Here is a 16982-nt window from a genome sequence, read left to right on the forward strand (position 1 = left end):
TTCCTACATGAAATGACCATGCCACTGCCGCTGATTTATCACGAAGACTACAGTCCAGAGTTTCCGGCGGATCACCGCTTCCCCATGGACAAGTTCCGCCTGTTGCGCGATCACCTGGTGGCCAGCGGCCTGACCCGCGACGCCGATCTGCTGCGCCCGGACCTGTGTCCCGCAGAGATTCTCGCCCTCGCCCATGACCCTTCGTATATCGAGCGTTACATGAGTGGCGAATTATCCCGCGAAGACCAGCGCCGCCTCGGCCTGCCCTGGAACGAAGCCCTGGCCCGACGCACGGTGCGGGCGGTGGGCGGCTCGTTGCTGGCGGCCGAGCAGGCGCTGGAGCATGGTCTGGCCTGCCACCTCGCGGGCGGCACCCACCATGCGCACTACGATTACCCGGCCGGGTTCTGCATCTTCAATGACCTGGCGGTGATCAGCCATTACCTGCTGGAAAGTGGTCGGGTGAACCGCGTGCTGATCTTCGATTGCGACGTGCATCAGGGCGACGGGACTGCACGAATACTTCATAACACCCCGGAAGCGGTGACCGTTTCCCTGCACTGCGAGAAGAACTTTCCCGCACGCAAGGCCGAAAGTGATTGGGACATTCCACTGCCCAAAGGCATGGGCGATGCCGACTACCTGAAGGTGGTGGACGATGCACTCAACTACCTGCTGCCGCTCTACCAACCGGATCTGGTGCTGTATGACGCCGGGGTCGATGTGCATAAGGACGACGCCCTGGGTTATCTGAAGCTGACAGACGAAGGCGTCGCCGCCCGCGATGAAAGCGTGATGCGCCATTGCCTGGGCCGTGACATTCCGGTGGTCGGGGTAATCGGCGGCGGCTACAGCAAGGACCGCCAGGCCCTGGCCCGCCGTCACGGCATCCTCCATCACAGCGCGCAGCGCGTCTGGCAGTCATCAGGTTGTCACTGAGTTGTGGATGCTTTACCCACAATGCCTGTGGAGCTGCCTGTGGATAACCTGAGTGAAAGGGCCTGCAGCCCATGCGGAGCTTGGGCTACAGTGCGCTGGTTGTTTTTTAACCAGCCTTTTATAAACAACAAAAACCAAATGTGGGAGCGGGCTTGCTCGCGAATACAGTGTGTCAGGCGCCATAGATGTCAGCTGACACTCCGCTTTCGCGAGCAAGCCCGCTCCCACATGGATTTGGGCTGGTAGAATGCCCGGCTTATCCCGCCAGACCGCAGCGCACTCCATGACTCAATCCTTACCAGCCCTCTCCCCTCACGTCGCCATCATCGGCGGCGGCCCCGCCGGTCTGATGGCGGCCGAAGTGTTGAGCCAGGCCGGGATCAAGGTCGACCTGTACGACGGTATGCCTTCAGTGGGGCGAAAATTCCTCCTGGCCGGCGTCGGCGGCATGAACATCACGCACTCCGAAGCCTACCCGGCATTTCTCTCACGCTACGCCGAACGCGCCCCGCAGATCGCCCCGCTGCTGCGCGGCTTCGGCGCCGAAGCGTTGTGTCAGTGGATTCATGAACTGGGCATCGAGACCTTCGTCGGCAGCTCCGGCCGGGTATTCCCCACCGACATGAAGGCCGCACCGCTACTGCGCGCCTGGCTCAAACGCCTGCGCGACAGTGGCGTAGTTATCCACACCCGCCACCGCTGGCTCGGCTGGGACGAGCGTGGCGGATTGCGTATCGACAGCCCGGAAGGCGAAACAACCGTGCAAGCCGATGCCACCCTGCTCGCCCTCGGTGGCGGCAGTTGGTCGCGCCTGGGTTCGGACGGCGCGTGGATGCTGCCACTGGAGCAACGCGGCGTAGGACTGGCGCCGTTGCAACCCAGTAATTGCGGCTTCGAGGTGCAGGCCTGGAGCGAATTGATGGTCAGCAAATTCGCCGGCTCGCCGCTGAAAAACATCGCCATCGGCCTTAACGATGACGTGCCGCGACTCGGCGAATGTGTGATTACCGCCACCGGAATTGAAGGCAGTTTGATCTACGCCCTGTCAGCACCGATCCGCGAGGCAATCAACCGGCACGGTTCGGCAACCATTCATCTGGACCTGTTGCCGGGCCGGCCTGTGGATAAAGTTGCAGCGGCGTTGAGCAAACCCCGGGGATCGCGCTCCATGGCCAACCACCTGCACAGTCAGTTGGGCATCGATGGGGTCAAAGCGGCGCTATTGCGTGAACTGACCAGCGCCGACTGCTTTGCCGACATGGCCTTGCTGGCCAACGCGATCAAGGCTTTGCCACTGACACTGGTGAAAACCCGTCCACTGGACGAGGCGATCAGCAGCGCGGGGGGTGTGGTGTTTGAGGCGATGGATGAGCGTTTGATGCTCAAGCAACTGCCTGGCGTGTTTTGCGCAGGAGAAATGCTCGATTGGGAGGCGCCGACCGGCGGCTATCTGCTGACCGCGTGTTTCGCCAGTGGGCGAGCGGCGGGGTTGGGGATGGTGGAGTGGTTACAGCGCAAAGATTGAAGACCGCAGCGCGCCCATCGCGAGCAAGCTCGCTCCCACATTGGAATTGTGTCGATCACAAATCCCCTGTGGGAGCGAGCTTGCTCGCGATGGCGGCTTAACAGACGCCGAAGTTAATCAAGGCTTACGCTTACGCGGCCCGGTATTGAACACCGGCACCTTGCGCACAGGCTTGATCGAAGGCTCCGCCGGCGCAACCTCACCGCTATCAACCCACCGACCCAGATTGCGTTTACCACCGCCACCACCGGAAGCCTTGGGCTTCTTCGGTTTTTTCGGCTTTTTGACGACCTGGCCACTGGCATCGGTGTCCGGCACGCGGTGCTCGGGTTCGAAGTCCGGCTCGTTCTGCCGCTTCAAAGTCTGGCGGGTCAGCATCTCGATGGCCGACAGCAGATTCACTTCATCGGCGCAGACCAGGGAAATCGCCTCGCCGGTCGAACCCGCGCGGCCGGTACGACCGATGCGGTGGATGTAATCCTCAGCGACGATCGGCAAGTCGAAGTTGACCACCAACGGCAGGTCTTCGATGTCCAGGCCACGGGCTGCCACGTCGGTAGCGACCAGGATCTGCACGTCACTCGCCTTGAAGCGGTCGAGCGCACGCTGGCGGGTCGCCTGGGGTTTGTCGCCGTGGATGCCGTCGGCGTTGATGCCCAGGCCCTGAAGTTTCTCCACCAGCGCGTCCACGCCGTTGCGGGTCTTGGCGAACACCAGCACCTGCTTCCACTTGCCCTTGCGCATCAGGTGCACGAACAGTTCCGGCTTGCGCTTCTTGTCCACCGTCACGATCCATTGCTTGACCGTATTGGCTGCGACGTTGCGCGGGCTGACTTCGATAGTCAGCGGATCGTTGAGCATCTGCCCGGCCAGCAGGCGGATGTCATCGGAGAAGGTTGCGGAGAACAGCAACGTCTGACGTTTCTTCGGCAGCGCACGGTAAATGTTCGCCAGCTCCTCGGAAAAGCCCAGGTCGAGCATGCGGTCGGCTTCGTCCAGCACCAGGGTTTGCAGCTGGTTGAACTTCAGCGCGTTCTGGCGGAACAGGTCGAGCAAGCGGCCCGGAGTCGCTACCAGCAAGTCGACGCCACTGCGCAGCTTCATCATTTGCGGGTTGATGCTGACGCCGCCGTACACCGCGTAAGTACGCAGCGGCAGGTTTTCGGCGTACTGGCGCACGGCTTCGTGAACCTGCTCGGCCAACTCGCGGGTCGGTACCAGGATCAGCGCGCGGACCGAGTTGGCGGTGACTTTCGGCCCTTCCATGGCCAGCAGTTGCAACAGCGGCAGGGCGAAACCGGCGGTCTTGCCGGTGCCGGTCTGGGCGGCGGCCATCAGGTCGCGACCGGCCAGCACCGCCGGAATGGCTTGCGCCTGAACCGGCGTCGGAGTCTGGTAGCCGAGCGTCTCGAGGGAGCGCAGCAAGGGTTCGATCAGGCCAAGGGTGGCGAAAGTCATGGGAGTACCGTAGGAAAATTCAGCGCGGTTGTGCGAAACAAGAGTGCAATGGCGCGCAGTTTACCCTAATTCACACGGGATTCTGTCGGCACTACCGTCGGCACGACCTTCTCCACCGGCTGCTGCGGCTTACGACGCCACTGCGGCAAGCCAATCAGCACCACGGCACTGATAATCACCAGCATGGCCAGTGCTTCCTCGACTCCAATGGTCTCACCGACAAACACGATCCCCAGCAACACCGCCACCGCCGGGTTGACGTAGGCATAACTGGTGGCAGCGGCCGGACGCACGTGCTTCAACAGGTACATGTAGGCGTTGAAGGCGATGATCGAACCGAACACAGTCAGGTACGCCAGCGCAGCCCAGCCTTCAATCGGCGGAACCTTGTCCAGATGCTCACCGCTGACCGCACTGCCGATCAGCAACACCACGCCACCCACCAGCATTTCCACGGCACTGGCCATCGCCCCTTGAGGCAACGGTAAATGCTTGCTCCACACCGAGCCGAAGGCCCAGGTGGCCGCCGCAAAAATCAGCAGGGCTGCACCCAACGGGCTCGATTGCAGGTTGGAGCCGAGGTTGAGCATGACGATGCCGATCATTCCGAGCGCAACGCCAGCCCATTCGAGACGGGTATTACGCGCGCCCCAGAAATAGCCACAGAGCAAGGTAAACAGCGGCACCGTTGCCACCGCCAAAGCGGCCACTCCAGAAGCCACGCCGGTGTGTTCGGCCACGCTGACCGCTCCGTTACCGCACGCCAGCAGCAATACGCCAATGATCCCGGCGGCTTTCCACTGCGCCCAGGTCGGCGCCGGCGCCCCGCGCCAGCGCAGAAAGGCGTACATCAAAGTCCCGGCAATGACGAAACGGATACCGGCGAGCAACAACGGCGGCCAGTACTCCACGCCGATGCGGATCACCAGGTAGGTCGAGCCCCAAATCACATACAAGGCGAAGAAGGCAGCGATCAAGGGTAAAGGAAAGCGACGAAGGCCGGACATGGAGGCAGCTCACAGGCAAGTACAAGTGAACGGCTATTCTAGAAAGGCTGGAGCCGGAAAATAAGTTACAAAACCTGTTTAAAGCGCCGGTACACTTTTCAAAACACGGAGTTCAGCGCTATAAACCGTGTTTTCGAAAGTCGGCTATTTTCAGGAGTCACCCCGATGGATAAGTACGACCGCATGCTGCTCAGCGCCCTGCTGGAAAACGGTCGCGCGTCCTACGCGGACCTGGCGCGCAAGGTCAACCTGTCCGCCCCGGCGGTGGCCGAGCGCGTGGCCAAGCTTGAAGCCAGCGGCGTGATCACCGGCTATCAGGCGAAGGTCGACATGGCCAAGCTCGGCTTGCCCATCCAGTGCGTGATCGAACTGCGCCTGAACCAGCACGGCAACCAGAAAGCCTACGACGACCTGATCAAAATCCCGCAATTGACCGAATGCCATCGGGTGACCGGCGATCCCTGCGTGATCATGCAAGCGGCGGTGGGCTCGATGCCGGAGCTGGAAGAGCTGATCAACCGGATCGCCACGTTCGGGTTCAGCAAGACGTCGATTGTGTTGTCGAGCGCGATAGAGAAGCGGGTGCCGCTGGGGCACATTGAAGGGAATGGCAAATCCTGAGGCAATGATGTCCCTGTGGGAGCGAGCTTGCTCGCGATGGTCGCCAACGATAACGCGGGAAACCTGACACCCCGTGTTGTTCTCGGGTTCATCGCGAGCAGGCTCGCTCCTACAGGGAATTTGCGGTGTTTTCGGGATCAGCGATAGCGCTTGAGGTGTTCGTTTACCTTCGCCGCCGGCACTTTCTGCAACTTGCACAGCAAGTCATGGGACAGCTCGCGCAAGCCGTGTTTCTGGCGCAACTCTTCGGCCAGGTGTGCCGTAAGGTTGGCCGCCATCTCGGCGTCGGCCATGGCCCGGTGGGCCTTGCCGGTGTGGGGCAGGTTGGCGAACGTGGTGAGGGTGCCGAGTTTGTGGTTCGGCGCGGCGGGCATCAGGCGGCGAGCCAGCAGTAGCGAGCAGGCAAAGTTCTGCAGGCGGGTGCGTTTGATTCGCCCCAGTTCGAAGTCCCAGAACTTCTGGTCGAACGCGGCGTTGTGCGCGAGCAACGGCGTGCAGCCGACGAATTCATTCACTTCGTTCATCACCTGCTCGGCCGACGGGGCGGTGCGCAGCATGGCATTGCTGATGCCGGTGAGTTGTTCGATGAAGGCCGGGACGCGCACGCCGGCGTTCATCAGGCTTTGGTAACGCTCGACGATGCGCCCCTGTTCAAGGATCACCACGGCGATTTCCGTGGCCCGGCAGCTGCTGCTCGGTGAGATCCCGGTGGTTTCAAAGTCGATGACTGCGATGCGTTCCAAACCTGGTTCAACTCCGTAAAAATCAATTCTTGAGCAGCAACGCGCCTTCGATCGGCACGTAGCGGCTGGCGGCGCGTATCAGCGAGTTGGCGGTCAGGCCCGGTACGCCGTAGGCCACTGCTTGTACGCCGTGTTTGCTGATGATGCGTTCGAGCAGCATGTCGAAATCACCGTCGCCGGAGGCCAGGACGATTTCATCGACATGGTCGGCGGCATCCATGATATCGAGGGTGATGCCCACGTCCCAATCGCCCTTGGCTGAGCCATCGCTGCGCTGGATATAGGGTTTGAGCTTCACGGTGAAACCGAGGTTGCGCAGGATCTGCTGGAACTGCTGCTGTTTGCTGTCGCCACGGTCGATGGCATAGGCGTAGGCTTCGACGATCTCGCCCTGCTTGCTGATGTCAGCCCACAGTGCGGCGTAGTTGAAGTGGCAACCATAAGCCTGACGCACGGTGTAGTAGAGGTTCTGGACATCGGCGAACACTGCGATTTTTTTCACCGGCTTTCCTCAGGGCTGAATCAGGCACCAGGCCCGAAAAGTCGCCCAGTATGCCAGCCCTGAGGATTGTTCCGCGAATAATCGGCCCGGAGCGCGGTTGCGCTCCGGACGAATGGCGTATCAGACGAAGGAATCGTCGTCGCCGCCGAATAACGAGTCATCGCTGTAGTCAGCGTCGCTGAACCCGCCCTGATCGTTGCTGTAGGAGTCGTTACCGGCCATGCGCTGGTCATCGCCCCAGCCATTGTTGCCCTGGTCGTTGACCTGGGCCGGCTCTTCCTTGATGACTTCGACGACTTCCGGTTGCTGATTGTGATGGAACAGGCTGCTGATGCCTTGTGCCAGCATCACGCCACCCGCCACGCCTGCGGCGGTTTTCAGCGCACCACCGAGGAAACTGCTGCCGGCCGCTGCCGGAGCCTGTTGCTGGGGTGCATAGCCCTGCTGGGGAAAGTTCTGCGGCGCGCCGAAGTTCTGCTGTGGCGGTTGCGAACCGAACGACGAGCGTCCCGGCTCGCGCCAGCCACCGCTCGAGGGTAGTGAGCTCTGGGTGGGTGCAGGCTGTGGCTCACGAGAGTTGCCGCCAAAGATGCTCGACAAAAAGCCACCGCTGCTCGGTGCTGGAGCCGGGGTCGCCTGGGCCTTGGCTTGTTGCAGTTCGGCCTGCAACTGCTGGACTTGCTGGGTCAGTTGCCTGTTCTGTTCATCGAGGCTCTTGATCGCCGCCTCTTGCACCAGAATCGCCTGGGTCATGAAATAACCTGCTGCGGGCTGGCGCGTCAGGTGTTCCTTGATCCGCGCCTCGGCCTGGGCGTCGCGCGGGGCTGAGTCCGTTTCGGCCTGCTGCAGCCGGGAAAACAGTCCATCGATCAGGGTTTGTTCTTCGCTGTTCATGGCGACCTCGTAGATTGCCGGGAAAATCGTTGCCTTTATCCAATGAGGATAAGGTGCCCGACCTTAATGGAGGCTGAAACAAGATGTTTCAATGACATTTACCGAACGTTTACGTTTGCGTCTACGAGCGCTTGATCGGTTAAAGTGAGCCACTGCTTCCAACCTGCGATACCCACTGATGAATCCGTTAGATGTCCTGCGTGACTCGCTGTATTTCTTCAAGCGCAATCTGGGCCAGATCGTGCAGCTGTGCCTGCCGCTGGTGATGCTTGAGGCGCTGCTGCAACAAGTGGTCGACCACTCCACCGAGCCGGACAGTTTCCCCGGCATCAGCGTGATAGTCGGCTTGCTGGTGTACCCGCTGTACACCGCTGCGCTGATCCTGTTTCTCGACGCCCGCAGCCGTGGCGAGTCGCCGCGCAACCGCGACCTGCTGGCGATGGCGGCGAGCCTGTGGCCACGCTTCGCCCTGCTGACCGCGCTCAATACCGTGCTGATTCTGCTGGGCCTGTCGCTGTATTTCCTGCCGGGTATCTACCTGATGGTGACCCTGGCGTTTGGCGAATACCTGCTGGTGTTGCGCGGCCTGGCGCCACTGGCGGCCATGAAGGAAAGCCTGCGCATGACCCAAGGGCATTTCTTGCGCATCCTGCTGTGCATTCTGTGTGTGATGGGGCCGTTGTGGCTGCTCAAAGGCGTGACGCTGGCAGCGTACCCCGAACCTCAGAACCCGGTGGTATCCATGCTGATCGACAGCGCCCACAGTTTCCTGCAGCTGTTTACCAGCGTGGTGCTGTTCCGACTGTTCATGCTGATCAACCCGTTGCCTGAAAGAAATGACAACTCGCTCTGACCTTGGGCGCGACCCTCGCTCTCGGGTATGCTCGGGAACAATCCTGTAACGCTAATAAGCCGAGCCATGACCCGTCTACTGCGCTACATCCTGCCGGGCCTGCTGATCGTGATCGGCCTGATCGCCGCGATGATCTACAGCCTGACCTGGCGCCCCGACGCCAAAGAAGTGTTGACCGTCAGTTGCAGTGCCCAGGCCCCCTCCCTGGTCCCCGGGCAGGCGTTGAAGGTGATGACCTGGAACGTCCAGTACCTGGCCGGCAAGCGCTACGTATTCTGGAATGACCTGGCCGCGGGCACCGACGAACGTCCCACAGCGGAAGACATGGCTTTCAGCCTTGACGAAGTGGCGCGGGTGATTCGCGACGAACAACCGGACATCGTGCTGTTGCAGGAACTGGACGACGGCGCCAAGGCCAGCGATTACCAGCACCAGTTCAAGCTGCTGCAAGAGCGGCTCGCCGACTTGTATCCGTGTGGTACCAGCGCGTTCGACTGGAAGGCCGACTTCGTGCCGAATCCGCACATCTTCGGCAGTGTCGGCCGGCAACTGGCAACCCTGAGCCGTTACCGGATCGAACATGCCGAACGGCTGCAACTGCCAGTCGCCTCGGGCAATCCGGTCAGCCGCCAATTCAAACCCAGAGACGCCTTGCTGGTGAGCTACCTGCCATTGAGTGATGGCGGGCAAATAGCGGTGCTCAATACCCATCTGGAGCGCGCCAATCGAGCCGACAACACCTTGCAAAAACAGGTGAACGCCGTGGCCAGGGCCCTCGATAAACTCGAAAGCCGTGGCACGCCGTGGTTGATCGGTGGGGATTTCAACCTGTTGCCGCTGGGCCAGTATCGGCGCCTGCCCGATGCACAACGCGCGCCCTACTCCGCCGACAGCCTGTTGCACCTGCTGTGGGACAAGTACCCGATGATCCCGACCAACAACGAAGCCAGTGGTATCGACCGCGAGCGCTGGCTGACCCACTACCCGAACGACCCCGGACTGAACGGCCCGGACCGGACCGTCGACTACCTGTTCTACAGCCCGCGGATCAAACGGGTGGAGGCGATGGTGCGGCAGGACGATACATTGCGCATCTCCGATCACCTGCCGGTGATTGCGCGGTTTCTGTTGCCAGCTGTGCCCTGACACCTCACTCCAGCCAAACACAAAACCTGTGGGAGCGAGCTTGCTCGCGATGGCGTCGTGTCAGTCGACATCAATGCTGAATGACAAATCGCAATCGCGAGCAAGCTCGCTCCCACAGGGATGGTGCACGGGCTGGAATCGGGTTTAATGCACCTCTTCCAGATCATCATGCAGCAGCCCGAAGATCTCGCGCTTCATCTCGATGAACGAGCGCTCCATGACCATGTCCAGGTTGCGTGGACGCTCGATCGGCACATCCAGAATCTGCTTGATCCGCCCCGGCCTGGCACCCATCACATACACCCGGTCGCCCAGCAGAATCGCCTCGTCGATGTCGTGGGTCACGAACAACACAGTCTTCTTGCTGTTGCCCCACACCCGCAGCAACAGCTGCTGCATTTGCAGGCGCGTCTGGCTGTCGAGAGCGCCGAAGGGTTCGTCCATCAGCAGGATCTGCGGGTCATTGGCCAGTGCGCGGGCAATGGCGACACGTTGCATCATCCCGCCGGACAACTGCTTGGCGTAGTTGTCGGCAAAGCCGCTCAGGCCCACTTCATTGACGTAGTAGTCGACGATGTCCTTGCGTTGCGCCGCCGGCATGCCACGCCGCTTGAGGCCGAACTCGACGTTCTGGCGCACCGTCAGCCACGGGAACAGCGTGTAGCTCTGGAACACCATGCCGCGGTCCGCGCCGGGGCCTTCGACCTGCTGGCCGCCAACGTAAATCTCGCCCGAGGTCGGTTCGGCCAGGCCGGCGGTGAGATACAGCAGGCTCGACTTGCCGCAGCCCGAAGGCCCCACCAGCACAGCGAATTGCTGGTCCGGCACTTCGAACGACACTTCCTCCAACGCGGTAAAGGTACCGCCATCGGGTTTCTTGTAACTCAGGCTGACCTTGTCCACCTTCAGCCGGGGGGCGTTCACCGGGGCAGCCTGAGAGGCGACAAAACGATGAGTGGCGGCGGTTACTGAGCCCATGCGGTGATCCTCAGACGTAGGAAACGGAACAGTTGATCGGTGACCAGGCCCAGTAGGCCGATGATCGCGATGGCGAGGAAAATCACATCCACCTGGAAGCCACGCATGGCCTTGAGGCTCAGGTAACCCAGGCCACTGGATGCGGCCACCAGTTCAGCCACCACCAGGTAAGTCCAGGCCCAGCCCATGGTCACCCGCAGGGTGTCGAGCACGCCCGGCAAGGACGCCGGGGCAATCACATGCAGCACCGCGTCACGACGGTTAGAGCCAAGGGTGTAGGAGGCGTTGATCAGGTCCTTGGAGATGCCTTTGGACACGTCCGCGATCATCACCAGTTGCTGGAAGAACACGCCGAAAATGATCACCGACACACGCTGCTCCAGACCGATGCCGATCCACAGGATGAACAGCGGTACGAACGAGGTCACCGGCAGGTAGCGAATGAAATTCACCAGCGGCTCAAGGAAGGCCTGGACGATGCGAAAGCTGCCCATCAACAAGCCCAGGGGCACCGCCACCAGGGACGACACGATGAAACCGACCATCACCACTTCGACACTGGCCCACACATGTTGGCCAAGGGTGCCGTCGCGGCCTAACCGCACGGCGGCCTCGACCACCGCGCCCGGCGTCGGCAGGAACATGCCCGGCACCACGCCACCGTAGGACAACCCGGCCCACAGGCCGACCAACAGCACCCAGGCCAGGCCGCTCGCGCTCCAGATCACCGAGACCGGTAATCCGGTCTTGGGCGTGATGCAGCGGCTCAGCCATGAATTGCGCTTGAACATGCAGCCTCCTAGAGCGGGGTGACGAAGCGGTTGTCGATCAGGTCGTCATTGCTGACGTTGTAGGGCTTGCCTTGCAGCTCGCTGGCGGTCTCGTTGGCCAGCTTGATCAGCGGTGCGCTGTCACCCGGTTTACCCGGCGAGCCCAGCAGTTTTTCGCTCATGGCCTGATCGTAGAAACGCACGCCCTGTGCGGCCGCTTCCATTTCCTTCGGATCGGCCAGGTAACCGCCGACACCCTTGGCCATGATTTTGTAGGCTTCCTGTGGATGATCCTTGGTGTACTGCACAGCTTTGTACAAACCGGCCACCAGGGCCTTGACGTCTTCCGGCTGTTTTTCGATCACGCTGCAGTTCAGTGCGACCACATCGACGATCACCCCCGGTGTGCTGCTGCTGTCGATCAGCACCTTGCCCTGCTTCTTGTCGCGAACCATCGACAGGTGCGGCTCCCAGGTCACGGCAGCCGGTACGCGACCGGCGATGAACGCGGTGGCGGCGTCGTCAGCCGTCATGTTCTGCACGGTGATGTCGCTCATGCTCATGCCGTGTTTTTTCAGCAGATAGGACAACCAGAACTGCGAGGTCGAACCTTCGTTGACCGCAACGGCCTTGCCCTTGAGTTCCTGCAGGCTCTTGACGTCCTTGCCCACCAGCACGCCGTCGCCACCATGGCTGTCGTCCAGCGCGGCCACGGCCTTGAAGCAGAATTGCGGACGGTACTTGAGCACCTCGTCGATGGTCGACGCCGAGCCGGACAACTCGCCGGAGGCTTGTGCGGCCATGTACATCGCCGCCTCCTCGACCACCGGCAATTCGACGGTCAAACCGTTTTCCTTGAAGTAGCCAAGGTCCTTGGCCAGGTACAGGGTGCCGTAGCCGACCCAGGTGGTATGACCGATGGACAGGGTGCCGGCCTGGGCGCTGGTGGCGACCGTCGCGGCGATGGCGGTGACCGCCAGTGGATGGGCAACGCGGGTAAGCAAGGACTTGATCATGGAGCACTCCCAAAGCTGTTGATTTAGTTTTGTCATGGGCAGTACGGCGAGCCCTGAATCGGCTGCAACCTGTGGTCTCTCGGGGACCCTTCGGCGGGCAGCATTCGGTGGGCTGGCGAGATCGATGTTGGCCCAAGGGCGGGATTAGGAAAATGAGGAAATATGTGGATGCGAACGATGAAAAAACTCGTTAGCGCGCACCGCGAAAGGGCGCTGTGGGCGGGGATGCACAGGGTGAGAGCAAGACTTGGGAAATGTGTTGTTTGAGCAATAGCTATCGCGAGCAAGCTCGCTCCCACAGGGTTTGTGCCAGCCACAATATTTGGGCATTACACATAACCTGTGGGAGCGGGCTTGCCCGCGAAGAGGCCCGCAAGAACGCTACAAATGTCAGAGCCAGCCGTATTCCTGCGCTGTACGATCCACCGCTTTCAGGGTCTTGCTGATCAGCTCATCAATCTCTTCACGGCTGGCAATCAACGCCGGCGCCATGATCATCCGGCCCAAGGTCGAGCGAATGATCACGCCCTCTTCAAAACCGATCGTACGGCAGCGCCACGCAATGTCGTTCTCATTGGCAAAACGCTTGCGGCTGGTTTTGTCTTCGGCCAGTTGCAGCGCCGCGACCATGCCGGTGCCCTGGATGTCACCCACCAGCGGGTGCTTGCCGAACACTTCGCGCAGACACTGCTGCAGGTACGGGCCGATGTCGTCCTTGACCCGCGTCACCACGCCTTCATCGCGCAGGGCCTTGAGGTTGGCAATCGCCACCGCCGCCGCCACCGGGTGCCCGGAATAGGTCAGGCCGTGGGCAAACACACCGCCCTGCTCCACCAGCACCGAGGCCATTTTCTTCGACAGGATCAAGCCGCCCATGGGGATGTAGCCCGAGGTCAGGCCCTTGGCGATGGACAGGGTGTCTGGCTCGAACCCAAAGTACTCGTGGGCGAACCATTCGCCGGTGCGACCGAAGCCGCCGATCACCTCATCGGCGCACAGCAGCACATCGTACTTGCGGCAGATGCGCTGGATTTCCGGCCAGTAGCTTTCCGGCGGGAAGATCATGCCGCCGGCGCCCTGGAACGGTTCGGCGATAAAGCCCGCGACCTTGTCAGCACCCAGTTCGAGGATCTTCGCTTCCAGTTGCTGCGCCGCGCGCAGACCGAATTCGGCCGGGGTCAGGTTGCCTTCGTGGGCGAAGAAGTACGGCTCGTCGATGTGCTCGATGTCCGGAATCATGCCGCCCATTTCGTGCATGAACTTCATGCCGCCCAGCGCCGTCGCGGCCAGGGTCGAACCGTGGTAACCGTTCCAGCGGCCGATCATGATTTTCTTCTCGGGCTTGCCGAGCACCTGCCAGTAACGACGCACCGTGCGGATCAACACCTCGTTGGCTTCAGAGCCGGAGTTGGTGTAGATCGCGTGGCTGTAGTGAGCTGGCAGCAAGCTGAACAGCAGTTCGGACAGCTCGATCACCTGCGGGTGGGTGGTGTGGAAAAACATGTTGTAGTACGGCAGCTGTTCCAGCTGCCGGCTTGCCGCGGCGGCCAGGTCCTTGCGCCCGTAACCGAGGTTGGTGCACCACAACCCGGACATGCCGTCGAGGTAACGCCGGCCATCGTTGTCCCACAGGTGCAGGCGCTCGCCACGGACCATCACCCGTGGCCCCTCGTCATTGAGGGCTTTCTGATCGACGAACGCATGGATGTGGTGCGCAGCGTCGGCGGCCTGGTAGTCGCGGGTATCACGTGGTGTGGTCATCGCCAGTTCTCCGTTTTGTTATCAGCGCAATTGAAACCAGGTGGTCTTCAACTGGGTGTATTTATCGAATGAATGCAGGGACAGGTCGCGGCCGAAACCCGACTGCTTGCCACCGCCAAAAGGCACGGTCACGTCCAGCGCATCGACGCTGTTGACCGACACCGTACCGGCCCGCAATTGTCGCGCCACACGGTGGGCGCGGTTGAGGTCGTCGGTCCACAGCGAAGCCGCCAGACCGTAGACGCTGTCGTTGGCCAATTGCAAGGCGTGGGCCTCGTCGTCGAACGCCGTGACGGCCAGAACCGGGCCGAACACTTCATCGCGAAACAGCGGCATGTCCGGCGTCACGCCGGTGAAAATCGTCGGCTGGATGAAGTTGTCCGAGCCGTTGATGATCGACTGCCGACCGCCACAGATCCTGGTCGCGCCTTGCTGTTCGGCTTGCTGGATGAACTTCATGATGCGCGCGGTCTGACGGCTGTCGACGATGGCCCCGGCGGCGCTCGACGGGTCCAGCGGATCGCCCGGCAACCAGCGTTCGGCCTGGGCTTTGAGGCGTTCGACAAACTCGTCATGGATCGAGCGCTGCACCAGCAACCGCGAATTGGCCGAGCAGACTTCGCCCTGATTGAAGAAGATACCGAACGCGGCTTTCTCGGCCGCCAGGTCCAGATCCTGACAATCGGCAAACACCAGGTTGGCGCTCTTGCCTCCGCACTCCAGCCACACCTGCTTGAGGTTCGATTGTGCCGAGTACTGCATGAAATATTTGCCGACTTCGGTGGAGCCGGTGAACACCAGGCAATCGACGTCCGGGTGCAGGCCGAGGGCCTTGCCGGTCTGCTCGCCGAGCCCCGGCAGCACGTTCAGCACACCCGCAGGCACACCGGCTTCCAGCGCCAGCTCAGCCAGGCGCAGGGCGGAAAACGGCGACTGTTCGGCAGGCTTGAGGATCACCGAGTTACCGGCGGCCAGGGCCGGGGCGAGTTTCCACGCCGCCATGTCCAGAGGGAAATTCCACGGCACCACCGCAGCCACCACGCCCAGGGCTTCGCGAGTAATGGTTGCCAGCACGTTCTGCGCACTCGGCGCGACCTGATCGTAGAGTTTGTCGAGGCTTTCGGCGTACCAGCGGAACACTCCCGCGGCACCCGGCACGTCGATGTTGTAGGCATCCGCGACGGGCTTGCCCATGTTCAGCGAGTCGAGCAGCGCCAGTTCTTCACGGTTTTCGAGGATCAAATCGGCCAGGCGCAACAGCACTTGCTTGCGTTCGGTCGGTGAGCGCGCAGCCCAGGTGCCTGCCTCGAAAACCTGCCGCGCATTGTGTACCGCCGAGTTCACGTCTTCTTCGCCGCAGGCGGCAACGTTGGCCAGGCATTGGCCGGTGGCGGGGTTGATCGCGGCGAAAGTCTGCCCCGACTGCGCCGGGCGGCGCTGGCCGTCGATCACGGCCTGGTCGGGAAACCGCAGGGAAGCGGCCTTGCGTTGCCAATACTCAAGCTCGAACACGTTCAGATGCTCCAGAGGACATTCTTGTGTATTGGATAGTCGCTCAGGCCCAAGCGGTGGAAAACCAGTAAAAATGTGTTCGCAGGCCAAGAAAAAACTACGTAGCCAATCTCCCTTCTGGCGCAGCATGTGGTTATTGTTCAACCACAACAAATCGCTACCCGAGCGGATAGGGGTGGCGCGCAAATTGCCAGGATGCCTGATCCGTTCTCCCCCCGAGGTTCGCTGTGGCTGCCTACAATCTGCGTCAACTGAAATACTTCATCACCACCGTCGAGTGCGGCAGCGTGGCCGAGGCCTCGCGCAAGCTGTACATCGCCCAGCCCTCGATCTCCACGGCCATCAAAGGTCTGGAAGACAGCTTCGGCGTACAGCTGCTGATTCGTCACCATGCACAGGGCGTGTCATTGACCCCCAGTGGTGCACGCTTCTACCGCAAGGCCCAGGAACTGCTGCGCATGGCCAAGGAGTTCGAACAGAACGCCCTGGCCGACAACGATGTGGTCTCCGGGCAGATCGATATCGGCTGCTTCGAAACCGTCGCACCGCTGTACCTGCCGCAATTGATCGCCGGATTTTCGGCGTTGTATCCGGGGGTGGAAATCCGCATCCGCGACGGCGAGCAACAAGAGCTGGTGCAGGGCCTGACCTCCGGCGCTTTCGACCTGGCGATCCTTTACGAGCACGATCTGGACGGCACCATCGAGACCGAACCGCTGATGCCGGCGCAACGACCTTACGCGCTGCTGCCAGCCGATCACCGTTTTGCCCAGCAGGCACAGGTGTCGCTGCGGGACCTGTGCCTGGAGCCAATGATTCTTCTGGACGTGCAGCCGAGTCGGACCTACTTCGTCAGCCTGTTCGATGAGCTGGGCCTGACGCCACGCATCGCCTTCAGCTCGCCATCGATCGAGATGGTGCGGGGCATGGTTGGCCAGGGGTTCGGGTTCTCGATCCTGGTGACCAAACCGCATTCGGAGTGCACCTACGACGGGCAGAAAGTGGTGTGCGTGGACATCGCCGAAGACGTCACCGGTTCAGGGCTCGTGGCGGCATGGCTCAAGCGTGGGCAACTGACCAAACCGGCGCAGTTGTTTGCGGACTACTGCCGCGAACAGCTCACCGCCAAATCCGAAAGATCGCAGTAACTTCATGTGGCGAGGGGGCTTGCCCCCGTTGGGTCGCGCAGCGGCCCCAACTCTTCACCTGAAAAGCAGGGCCTGCTGCGCAGTCCAACGGGGGCAAGCCCCCTCGCCA

General features: G+C 61.5%; 16 protein-coding genes. 6 read left to right on the forward strand and 10 right to left on the reverse strand.

The annotated features are described in order from the left end of the window. Window positions 1-18: 18 nt before the first annotated feature. Window positions 19-939 (forward strand): histone deacetylase family protein, encoded by a 921-nt coding sequence (locus tag ABIE16_RS24460; RefSeq protein WP_223500261.1) that lies wholly within the window; start codon window positions 19-21, stop codon window positions 937-939. Window positions 940-1222: 283 nt separating this feature from the next. Beyond that, window positions 1223-2464 carry a TIGR03862 family flavoprotein gene (locus ABIE16_RS24465; RefSeq protein WP_429522123.1) on the forward strand — a complete coding sequence of 414 codons (1242 nt, stop codon included), beginning with the start codon at window positions 1223-1225 and terminating at the stop codon, window positions 2462-2464. 117 nt (window positions 2465-2581) lie between these two features. On the opposite strand, the gene ABIE16_RS24470 is transcribed toward ABIE16_RS24465, so the two are convergent. Next, entirely contained in the window at window positions 2582-3922 is a 1341-nt protein-coding gene (locus ABIE16_RS24470; RefSeq protein WP_429522124.1) for a DEAD/DEAH box helicase, read from the reverse strand. A gap of 65 nt (window positions 3923-3987) precedes the next feature. After that, window positions 3988-4929 (reverse strand): drug/metabolite exporter YedA, encoded by a 942-nt coding sequence (gene yedA, locus ABIE16_RS24475; protein ID WP_057713189.1) that lies wholly within the window; start codon window positions 4927-4929, stop codon window positions 3988-3990. 165 nt (window positions 4930-5094) lie between these two features. Here yedA and ABIE16_RS24480 point away from each other — a divergent pair, with 165 nt between their 5' ends. Continuing rightward, window positions 5095-5550, forward strand: a complete 456-nt coding sequence (locus ABIE16_RS24480) for an Lrp/AsnC family transcriptional regulator (protein ID WP_057713188.1) — start codon at window positions 5095-5097, stop codon at window positions 5548-5550. Window positions 5551-5687: 137 nt separating this feature from the next. Here the strand turns inward: ABIE16_RS24480 and ABIE16_RS24485 are convergent, their stop codons facing one another. The 3 genes from ABIE16_RS24485 to ABIE16_RS24495 form a co-directional block, all read right to left on the reverse strand. Beyond that, the gene (locus ABIE16_RS24485; RefSeq protein ID WP_150813529.1) at window positions 5688-6293 is read right to left on the reverse strand and encodes a 3'-5' exonuclease; all 606 of its coding nucleotides are present in this window, start codon (window positions 6291-6293) and stop codon (window positions 5688-5690) included. 22 nt (window positions 6294-6315) lie between these two features. Then, on the reverse strand, window positions 6316-6795 hold the full coding sequence (locus ABIE16_RS24490) for an NYN domain-containing protein (protein ID WP_007990686.1): 480 nt from the start codon (window positions 6793-6795) through the stop codon (window positions 6316-6318). Window positions 6796-6915: 120 nt separating this feature from the next. After that, window positions 6916-7689 (reverse strand): DUF2076 domain-containing protein, encoded by a 774-nt coding sequence (locus tag ABIE16_RS24495; protein WP_349736279.1) that lies wholly within the window; start codon window positions 7687-7689, stop codon window positions 6916-6918. A gap of 178 nt (window positions 7690-7867) precedes the next feature. Here ABIE16_RS24495 and ABIE16_RS24500 point away from each other — a divergent pair, with 178 nt between their 5' ends. Then, a complete protein-coding gene (locus ABIE16_RS24500; protein WP_057713185.1) occupies window positions 7868-8542 on the forward strand; it encodes a YciC family protein in 675 nt (224 codons plus the stop codon). Between the two features lie 66 nt (window positions 8543-8608). Continuing rightward, window positions 8609-9688 carry an endonuclease/exonuclease/phosphatase family protein gene (locus ABIE16_RS24505; protein ID WP_429522125.1) on the forward strand — a complete coding sequence of 360 codons (1080 nt, stop codon included), beginning with the start codon at window positions 8609-8611 and terminating at the stop codon, window positions 9686-9688. 144 nt (window positions 9689-9832) lie between these two features. Here the strand turns inward: ABIE16_RS24505 and ABIE16_RS24510 are convergent, their stop codons facing one another. From ABIE16_RS24510 to ABIE16_RS24530, 5 genes are all read right to left on the reverse strand, one after another. Next, a complete protein-coding gene (locus ABIE16_RS24510; RefSeq protein WP_429522126.1) occupies window positions 9833-10666 on the reverse strand; it encodes an ABC transporter ATP-binding protein in 834 nt (277 codons plus the stop codon). Next, window positions 10654-11457, reverse strand: a complete 804-nt coding sequence (locus ABIE16_RS24515; protein ID WP_007990681.1) for an ABC transporter permease — start codon at window positions 11455-11457, stop codon at window positions 10654-10656. The genes ABIE16_RS24510 and ABIE16_RS24515 overlap by 13 nt, the downstream gene beginning before the upstream one ends. An 8-nt stretch (window positions 11458-11465) precedes the next feature. Then, window positions 11466-12452, reverse strand: coding sequence for an ABC transporter substrate-binding protein (locus tag ABIE16_RS24520; RefSeq protein WP_057713182.1), 987 nt, complete (start codon window positions 12450-12452; stop codon window positions 11466-11468). Between the two features lie 390 nt (window positions 12453-12842). Further along, on the reverse strand, window positions 12843-14213 hold the full coding sequence (locus ABIE16_RS24525; protein ID WP_218497968.1) for an aspartate aminotransferase family protein: 1371 nt from the start codon (window positions 14211-14213) through the stop codon (window positions 12843-12845). 21 nt (window positions 14214-14234) lie between these two features. Further along, the gene (locus tag ABIE16_RS24530) at window positions 14235-15725 is read right to left on the reverse strand and encodes an aldehyde dehydrogenase (protein ID WP_429522127.1); all 1491 of its coding nucleotides are present in this window, start codon (window positions 15723-15725) and stop codon (window positions 14235-14237) included. A 227-nt stretch (window positions 15726-15952) separates the two neighbouring features. On the opposite strand from ABIE16_RS24530, the gene ABIE16_RS24535 reads away from it, so the two are divergent. After that, window positions 15953-16873, forward strand: a complete 921-nt coding sequence (locus ABIE16_RS24535) for a LysR family transcriptional regulator (RefSeq protein ID WP_057713179.1) — start codon at window positions 15953-15955, stop codon at window positions 16871-16873. Window positions 16874-16982: the final 109 nt, after the last annotated feature.

Source organism: Pseudomonas sp. 2725 (genome assembly GCF_050434585.1).
Taxonomy (GTDB): domain Bacteria; phylum Pseudomonadota; class Gammaproteobacteria; order Pseudomonadales; family Pseudomonadaceae; genus Aquipseudomonas; species Aquipseudomonas jessenii.

Bases quoted from the DNA above. Each gene is read 5' to 3' on its own strand.
- ABIE16_RS24515 (WP_007990681.1), bottom strand. From the start codon at position 11,457: ATGTTCAAGCGCAATTCATGGCTGAGCCGCTGCATCACGCCCAAGACC.
- ABIE16_RS24470 (WP_429522124.1), bottom strand. From the start codon at position 3,922: ATGACTTTCGCCACCCTTGGCCTGATCGAACCCTTGCTGCGCTCCCTC.
- ABIE16_RS24480 (WP_057713188.1), top strand. From the start codon at position 5,095: ATGGATAAGTACGACCGCATGCTGCTCAGCGCCCTGCTGGAAAACGGT.
- ABIE16_RS24495 (WP_349736279.1), bottom strand. From the start codon at position 7,689: ATGAACAGCGAAGAACAAACCCTGATCGATGGACTGTTTTCCCGGCTG.
- ABIE16_RS24465 (WP_429522123.1), top strand. From the start codon at position 1,223: ATGACTCAATCCTTACCAGCCCTCTCCCCTCACGTCGCCATCATCGGC.
- ABIE16_RS24505 (WP_429522125.1), top strand. From the start codon at position 8,609: ATGACCCGTCTACTGCGCTACATCCTGCCGGGCCTGCTGATCGTGATC.
- ABIE16_RS24500 (WP_057713185.1), top strand. From the start codon at position 7,868: ATGAATCCGTTAGATGTCCTGCGTGACTCGCTGTATTTCTTCAAGCGC.
- ABIE16_RS24525 (WP_218497968.1), bottom strand. From the start codon at position 14,213: ATGACCACACCACGTGATACCCGCGACTACCAGGCCGCCGACGCTGCG.
- yedA (WP_057713189.1), bottom strand. From the start codon at position 4,929: ATGTCCGGCCTTCGTCGCTTTCCTTTACCCTTGATCGCTGCCTTCTTC.
- ABIE16_RS24460 (WP_223500261.1), top strand. From the start codon at position 19: ATGCCACTGCCGCTGATTTATCACGAAGACTACAGTCCAGAGTTTCCG.
- ABIE16_RS24520 (WP_057713182.1), bottom strand. From the start codon at position 12,452: ATGATCAAGTCCTTGCTTACCCGCGTTGCCCATCCACTGGCGGTCACC.
- ABIE16_RS24510 (WP_429522126.1), bottom strand. From the start codon at position 10,666: ATGGGCTCAGTAACCGCCGCCACTCATCGTTTTGTCGCCTCTCAGGCT.